The organism is Maribacter sp. (assembly GCF_039968975.1).
Classification (GTDB): Bacteria; Bacteroidota; Bacteroidia; order Flavobacteriales; family Flavobacteriaceae; genus Maribacter.
Genome location: NZ_JBDVOT010000194.1, coordinates 1 through 7,995, shown reverse-complemented (window position 1 = coordinate 7,995; position 7,995 = coordinate 1). Strand labels below are relative to the sequence as shown.

The following is a 7,995-nucleotide window of genomic DNA, read 5'->3' as shown; positions in this document are numbered from 1 at the left end:
GAAGAATGGTATAGATTGTTTCCATCCTAGTTTATACATTTTTATGAATAGAGATGGCTTTGCTAACTTAAACCCTACGATAAATAGAATTGCAGCCAAAACTGATAAGGGAATCATATTCAGTAAAGTAGGGATTAATATTACGGAAATCAGTAAAAGAAAACCGTGAATTATTGCAGATAATTTAGTTCTTCCACCAGATTGAATATTAGCAGAGCTACGTACTATTACTTGGGTAATAGGAAGACCGCCTATTAAACCAGAAACAATGTTACCTGCGCCTTGGGCAAGTAGTTCTCTGTTTGTAGGAGTTACATTTTTATGCGGATCCAATTTGTCTGTTGCCTCAACACAAAGTAAGGTCTCTAAACTTGCAACTAGGGCAATTGTAAAGGCGGTAATCCAAACTTGCGGATTGGTAATTGCGCCAAAATTTGGAAAGCTAAACTGACCAATAAAAGAAGAAACGTCTTCTGGTACAGGTACACTTACCAAGTGTTCTTTAGATATGGCCAATACTTCACTATTTTGAGTTAGTATGTAAAATATAATACCGACTGCAACTGCAACCAAGGGTCCCTGAATAATTTGAAATACTTTACCTTGCTTAGAAAGTACTTTATCCCAAAGTATAAGTATAGATAGACCAATTATAGCAATTAAAGTAGCGCCTGGACTAATATTATTAATAGTATTTAAAATTTCTGAGAAGGTATTTTCCCCATCTACTTGAAAAAATGCCCAATCTCCTTCCGGATCAGGGTCGTAACCAAAAAAGTGAGGAATCTGCTTTAAGATGATGATGATACCTATACCGGTAAGCATTCCTTTAATAACAGAAGAAGGAAAGTAGTAACCAATGACCCCGGCCTTTAATACCCCGAATACGATTTGGATTATACCTCCTAAAACAACAGCTACTAAAAAATTTTCATAACCGCCTAAAGTTCCAATTGCTGTAAGTACTATTGCTGCTAAACCCGCAGCTGGACCACTAACACCTATTTTAGAACCACTAAGACCACCGACTAGAACACCACCGATAATACCGGCAATAACTCCTGAAAATAAAGGAGCACCACTAGCTAATGCAATACCTAGACATAATGGTAGTGCAACGAAAAAGACAACAATACTCGCAGGAATATCGTTTTTGATATATTTGAACATGTAAATAATATTATTAAGCCCTAAAGTTATTTTAGGACAGATTAGTTAATCGTTAAAAACTGAAAATGCTTAAATAGCTAGGTCCGGTGGGGGAGATAACACTTCTAATGATAGATTTTGATAACCTTTCATATTAAAGTTGTTGATCGTTGAATTTACATAAATCGCAACTATGGAGAAATCTAAAGATTTTTCTTTAACAAACTTTTCTTCACCAATTGATTTTTTACCCGATTCTTGCTCTTCTTCGTTTAGATTGGTAATTACAATTGGGTTTTCAACATCGCATAGGGTTATGATGCTTGGTGCAGTAACTACAAAAAGCCATAACAAGAGTAAAGTAATGCGTGCAAAAAAAGTCATATACTAAAAATCAATCGTAAAGATAGCACGGAAACAGTTAAAAACTGTTAACAATCTTCTAAAAATCCTTCAACAGTCTAAGTTCGTTGTTTTGAATCCATCCAGTTTTACCATCTGTCAATCTTATTTTGTTCCAATCATCTAATTGGTCTAAAATATTGACTTTGGTTCCAGCGTGAATCAAAAATACTTGTTCACTTTTAGTATTGGGTTCAGATTTAACAGTGCTTTCTTCGGCAAAAATTATTGCTGGTTGATTTTCGTCAAAATCTTTACGTTGAATAAACGCAAATAAAACGGATAGTATACAGAGAAAAAGGGCAAGCAAACTACCAATAAATGTAAAACGTTTTCTGGTAGCGTAATTTGAATTATAAAAAAGTATATATAAGAGTACAAATAGGAACATGAAGCCAATGGCTACATATGCCCATTGATCAAATGTTAGTTTACCTGTTATGTCTTTATATAATTTAGATAAACCCGTTTCTGGCATAATATCGATGGCATCTATGGTCATATTCTGAGCATAGCTAAGGTTTGTCTTTATTTCTTCGTCATTAGGAGAAAGTAATAATGCCTTTTCGTAAAAGTAGATGCTTTCCGCAATGTTATTAAGCTTATAGTATGTATTACCTAGGTTATAATAAACAGCGGCCGAATGTTCACCGTTATCAAGTATATCTTGGTAATAGGTTATAGCCTTGTCATACTCACCAGCATTGTATGCTACTGTAGCCTGCTCAAACAACTTGGTGTTCTGAGCGGTACAAAAGAGAACCGTAAAAAGACTAATTATGGTGGCTAACTTTTTGAACATACTTATAATTGTTTATCCATTATAGAAATTACCTCACTTGCCTTATCATAATCGGCTTGCATTTGCACGTCAGAGAATGGGCTATATCTTGCAGCTTCACAGTTTTTAAGAAGTCCTATAAAACTATCTACGGTAGTGTCGTCTATTTGTTTTTGCTTAAGCAGCTCTGTGATTTTGTCTTTACTAAATTCAGAAGTCTCTATTTTCAATTTTGCTTTTAGATAGTTATGTAGCGCTCTTTCAAGAGCAACATAAAAAGACTCTTTATTACCAAGTTCTTTTCTTGCTGCAGATAAGTATTTACGTGCAAGTCTATTTGCTTTTCTAATTTTATTACCGACAATATCACCGGCAATAGCATCTCTTTTCTTTCTAAAAATAATAGCTAAAGGAATCAATAAAAGCGGACATAATAACCACATGTAAAATGATGTGGAACCAAAAAAGTAAGAAATAGATTTATTTGTTAAATTAGGGTTTAGCTTTAAGAAATTGAATTCATTGCCGCTACTTACTACAGATTGCTTATTGCTGTTTGAAGCTGTATTGGCGTTAGAAGAAGCACTTAAAGGACCTTCTAAAACATTTATAACGATTTCATCAGATGTTAGTGTGGTGTATTTTCCGGTGGATGGATTAAAATAGCTAAAGCTCAAAGGTGAAATAGGATATTTCCCCCTAAAAGAAGGTACTATGGTGTATTGATTGCTCACCTTGCCTTGCATACCCGCTAAAGTGGTTCTTACACCTTCTGTAAACTCAGGTTCATAAACTTCTAATGCACTAGGCAATTCCAGTTCCGGTAATTTAAACAATTTTAAATTTCCCTTACCGCTCACCTCAACGGTTGCTTGTAAAGATTCTGACGCATTCAAGCTTGTTTTACTTGTAGTTACTGAAAAATCAAAATCACCAACTGCACCATTAAAATCAGCAGGTTGGTTGTCAATTGGTAAAGTTTTTACATTGATTGTTCTTCTGCCTGCGGAAACCGTTTTGTTTGTTTGGGCATACATTTTTTGACCAAAGAAATCTCGTCTACCGGTGGGTACATCTACCGTAACATCAAGGGAAAGGGGCTCAATATCTAATTTTCCAGATTTTTGTGGATAAAGAACAACACGTTTTAATATAGCATAGCGGTAAGGCTTGCCTTTATAAGTGCCATTTTGTGCACTAAGTCCGTTAACCTTAATATCTTGACTCCAAAAATTATTGTAAGTAGGGTTATCTAAAGGTTGATAGTTAGATACGCTAATATTTGGACTAACATATAACTTATAGATGACGGTTATAGCTTCGTTTAAATACGGATTCGTTTTTGAAACCTCGGCAACCAAATGTAAATTTTCATCGGCTACATCATCCGCGGTCATTTGATCACTAGGCTTGTCCACGGCTGCAGTAACTACAACATCTTGTGCTAAAGATTTATAGGTTTCACCATCAATTACAATAGAAGCCTGTTTTATAGAGAATTTACCTTTAGCGGTTGGTGCCAGTGTATATGAATATGATTTAGAGTAACTTCTTACACCATTGATCCATGAAGAGCTGATAGATTGAGAAGGTCCCATAATAACTTTAAAACCTGCAAAATCTGGCGGACTAAAATTATCGCCATCTCGGTTCATGGTAAAATCAACGCGTAATCTTTCGTTTAGACCAAGCTTTGGTTTGCTCAGTTTCATTTCAAAAGTAATTCCGCTGTTATTTTGGCCCATCATCAAAATAGATGATAGAAAAACGGTTAATACTAACCCAAGTTTTGTTATGGATTTAAAGTCTACCAATCTTTTTCGGTTTTAATTTTAGCACCTTTTACTTTTTTGGCATCAATTTTATCTTGAACCTTTTTTTCTGCATTTTGCATAGCTCTCAATAAATTCTCAACCTGCTGCTTAGAGAGTTGATTAGGTTTAGGTTGTTGTTGATTTTGCTCATTATTACCTTCTCCTTGTTCAGGTTTTTTCTTTTGATCAGATTCATTGTCCCCTTCACCATCTTTGCCATCATCTTTTTTCTCTTCATCTTTATCGCCTTCGTCGCCCTTGTCACCGTCTTCGCCCTGATCTTTTTTATCTTCGTTGTCCCCTTCGTCCTTTTGATCCTGGTCTTTGTTCTCGTCCTTGTCGTCTTTATCCTTGTCCTTATCGTCCTGGTCTTGCTTGTTCTCGTCTTGATCTTTTTTCAAGAGCTCTTTGGCCAAAGCTAAATTGTAACGTGTTTCTTCGTCGGTAGGATCGTTACGTAAGGCTTCTTTATATGCCTCAACCGCCTTGGCATAATCTTTACGCTTCATAAACACATTACCCATATTATGATAAGCTTTATGTTTATCCGCTTTAGAAGTAGAAGCTTCACCAGCCTCTTTAAACCTACCAAAAGCTTCATTATAGGTTTCATTTTCGTAATAGGCGTTCCCTAAATTATAAGGGGCTGCGCTATTATCAGGACTTTTAGAAATTGCTTTTCTATAATCTACCTCAGCCGTAATGAAATCATCTTCTGATAATGCTTTATTGGCATCCCAGGTATAGTTCGTAGAAGATCTTAAGGCCTTCTCTTTTTCTTTCTCATCAACTTCTTGAGCAAAAGATGACAAGCAAACAAAAAACAATACTACTACTGTGCTTATTCTATTCATTTCTTTTCTCATTGAACAAATTGAGTTTCTTTAACCAGCTTGTCTTGCGGTCCAAGATAAAAATATCTAAAAAGAGAAGCAACAATGCCACGCCAATAAACCATTGAAACTGATCTTTATATTCTGCGAATTGTTTGGCTTCAAATTCTTTCTTGTCCATTTTTAACAATTCTTCTTTTATATACTCTACTGCGGCATCTGTGTTAGAACCGTCTATATATTCACCATTACCTTCACTTGCAATATCCGCTAAAACACTTTCATTCAATTTTGTGATTACGGTTTCACCTTGGTTATCTTTTTTTAGACTTTCTAAAATGCCGTTTCTTTTAATTGGTATTGGTGCGCCTTTTTCTTTACCTACACCTATAGTGTAGATGATAATTCCTGCATCAACAGCATCTTCTACGGCATCTAAGGTAGACCCCTCAGAATGGTCTTCACCGTCAGAGATTATAAACAGTACACGGTTGGTCTGTTCTACATCGTCATAATATGTTGTGGCCAATTCAATAGCTTGGTCAATAGCGGTGCCTTGAGACGTAAGCATATCTGTATTCATGCCTTGCAAGAACATTTTTGCTGCGCCGTAGTCTGTTGTTATGGGTAATTGTGGATATGCTTGACCAGCGTAGGCAATAATTCCAATTCGGTCACTCGCCAATTGATTTATGATTTCAGAAACCAATCTTTTAGCTTTCTCTATTCTATTGGGCGCAATATCTTCAGCTAGCATACTTTTACTAACATCTACCGCAAATACAATATCTACACCTTCTCTCTTTACGGTTTCTAGTTTTGTTCCAATTTTTGGATTGACCAAACCAATGATTAATAATGCTAAGGCAAGGACGAAAACTACCAATTTTAAACCTCCTTTGTTATATGAACGGTTAGGGGTTAGCCTTTTCAATAGCTCAGAATCTGCAAATTTCTTTTGTGTTCTCTTTTTCCATACCAATAACAAAAGGAACAGCACTATTATCACTGGGATGATAAAGAGTAAATAAAAATATATTTTTTCGTCGTACTGTATCATATTATACAAAGCTTCTAAAAAGCGTGTTTCTTAAAATCCATTCTAACAAAAGCAATCCTCCTGCTAGTAATATCCACATTCTAAATTTTTCTTCGTAGCGGTAGTATTTAAATTCTTCTACCTCTGTTTTTTCTAGTTTATTAATTTCATCATAGATTTCTTCTAGAGACTCGTTATCCGTAGCTCTAAAATATCTACCTCCTGTAGTATTGGCTATATCTTTAAGTAGTTCTTCGTCTATTTCTACTTGTCTCATTCCAAATCTAAATGAACCATCGGCATTATATGAAACAGGTGAAAGTGCGTTGCCATTTGTACCAAGACCAATAGTGTACGTTTTAATACCGAATTCTAGTGCCAGGTCAGATGCTGTTTGCGGTTCAATAAAACCAGAATTATTTACCCCATCGGTCAATAAGATGATGATTTTACTTTTTGCCTTACTGTCTTTTAAACGGTTAACAGAAGTTGCTAGCCCCATACCAATGGCGGTACCGTCATCTAATTGTCCGTATGAAATTTCTGAAAGTGCATTAAGTACAATGGCTTTATCCGTGGTAATAGGGGTTTTGGTGTAACCTTCACCAGCATAGGCAACAATACCTATACGATCATTTGGTCTATTTTTAATAAAATCTGCCGCCACGTCTTTAAGTGCGGAAAGTCGGTTCGGTTTTAAATCTCTTGCCAGCATACTAGAAGAAACATCGATTGCCATGACAATGTCTATACCTTTTGTGGTTTTAGAGCGCGTAGAAATATCTTCTGTTTGTGGTCTTGCCAGAGCTACAATTATTGCAGCTAATGCCAGTAAGCGTAATATAAACAACGCGGGTTTAAACTTAGGTAAAATGCTATTGTAGCTAAACCCTTTAACACTTGATATACGTAATGATGTGGTTTGCTCTTTTTGTTTAAAGATATACCACACAATTGCTAATGGCAGTAATAAGAACAGCCAAAAGAAATCAGGATTTGCAAATGATATATTCTCGAACATTTATGCTTCTGTTTTTACTTCTACCGATGCTAAGATTCGGTCAACTATTTCTTGTGCGTACGTGTCATCTTTAAGCCAGGTAAGAATTACATATTGTTGAAATCCTTTACCGCCAAAAAGTAGCACTGTATATTCACCTTCTGTTAATTCTTTAGAACTGGGCATTGGAAACTTACCGCTACCAAAAACCTTAACTCCTTTAACACCGCTTATGGTGCTGAACTCTTCTTGTTTGGTAATGATATTCTTTGCTCCCTGAGCCTCAAAATTAGATAAGATCTGTTCTATGGTCTTGTCAAACTCCGGGTCTACTTCTTTTTGTGCCAAAGTAATACTTGTGGTACCCATATTAAACAAACCAATAGGACTTCTATATTCAAAAGCCTGTATATCTTCTATGGCAGCCTTGGCTTCAGCAGGTAATTTTATTTCCTGTCTAACCAGAACTTGTGGAGACTCTAATTGTATTGGTGGAAAGCCATAGCTACTGCGTACCCATTCTCCTTCTAAAAGTTCTTTGGTAGGGTGGCCTAAAACAGTGTCTTTTAAATAACCGAATCCGAATTTTACTCCTGCAATGGTAATGCCTATTAGTAGTAGGGCAACGGTAGATATAATGGCTATTCTGATTTTTTTCTTTTTCGCCCTGCGTTCAAGTTCTTCTTGATATTCTGCTTGCTCTAGTAACTCTTCTTCAGTTGGTTCTGGTAGCGCTTCATGCGTTTTTTCAACAATCTGCTCAACCAACTTTCTGTCATGTTCAGCAACAGAGGTAGAAGGTTTGTTTTTAGCGAATTTCACTAAATCTGCCGTCTGTAATATTTGTTGAAATTGTTTTATAGTGTCGTTATCTAAATTTAGTTCACCGGCATCTTTCAGTAACTCTAATTTTTCGATCAATTGACCTGTGGTACTTTCCAAAGCGGTTACATTAGCATCTTCTTCTAGGTAAGAAC

Annotated in this window: 7 protein-coding genes and 1 pseudogene; all 8 read right to left on the bottom strand. The window is 35.9% G+C overall.

What is annotated here, in order from left to right:
• A partial coding sequence (locus ABJI11_RS13445) for a SulP family inorganic anion transporter (RefSeq protein WP_348353184.1) occupies positions 1-1,170 on the bottom strand: 1,170 nt, incomplete at its 3' end.
• A 69-nt stretch (positions 1,171-1,239) separates the two neighbouring features.
• Entirely contained in the window at positions 1,240-1,533 is a 294-nt protein-coding gene (locus ABJI11_RS13440; RefSeq protein WP_348353181.1) for a hypothetical protein, read from the bottom strand.
• Positions 1,534-1,591: 58 nt separating this feature from the next.
• Positions 1,592-2,353, bottom strand: coding sequence for a tetratricopeptide repeat protein (locus ABJI11_RS13435; RefSeq protein ID WP_348353178.1), 762 nt, complete (start codon positions 2,351-2,353; stop codon positions 1,592-1,594).
• 2 nt (positions 2,354-2,355) lie between these two features.
• Positions 2,356-4,080, bottom strand: a complete 1,725-nt coding sequence (locus ABJI11_RS13430) for a BatD family protein (protein ID WP_348353186.1) — start codon at positions 4,078-4,080, stop codon at positions 2,356-2,358.
• Between the two features lie 59 nt (positions 4,081-4,139).
• Positions 4,140-5,012, bottom strand: a complete 873-nt coding sequence (locus tag ABJI11_RS13425; protein ID WP_276493348.1) for a tetratricopeptide repeat protein — start codon at positions 5,010-5,012, stop codon at positions 4,140-4,142.
• Positions 4,993-6,039 (bottom strand): VWA domain-containing protein, encoded by a 1,047-nt coding sequence (locus ABJI11_RS13420; protein ID WP_348353174.1) that lies wholly within the window; start codon positions 6,037-6,039, stop codon positions 4,993-4,995. The genes ABJI11_RS13425 and ABJI11_RS13420 overlap by 20 nt, the downstream gene beginning before the upstream one ends.
• A 1-nt stretch (position 6,040) precedes the next feature.
• Positions 6,041-7,039 carry a VWA domain-containing protein gene (locus ABJI11_RS13415; protein WP_348353171.1) on the bottom strand — a complete coding sequence of 333 codons (999 nt, stop codon included), beginning with the start codon at positions 7,037-7,039 and terminating at the stop codon, positions 6,041-6,043.
• Positions 7,040-7,995 (bottom strand): annotated as a pseudogene (locus ABJI11_RS13410) (hypothetical protein); the annotation flags it as partial.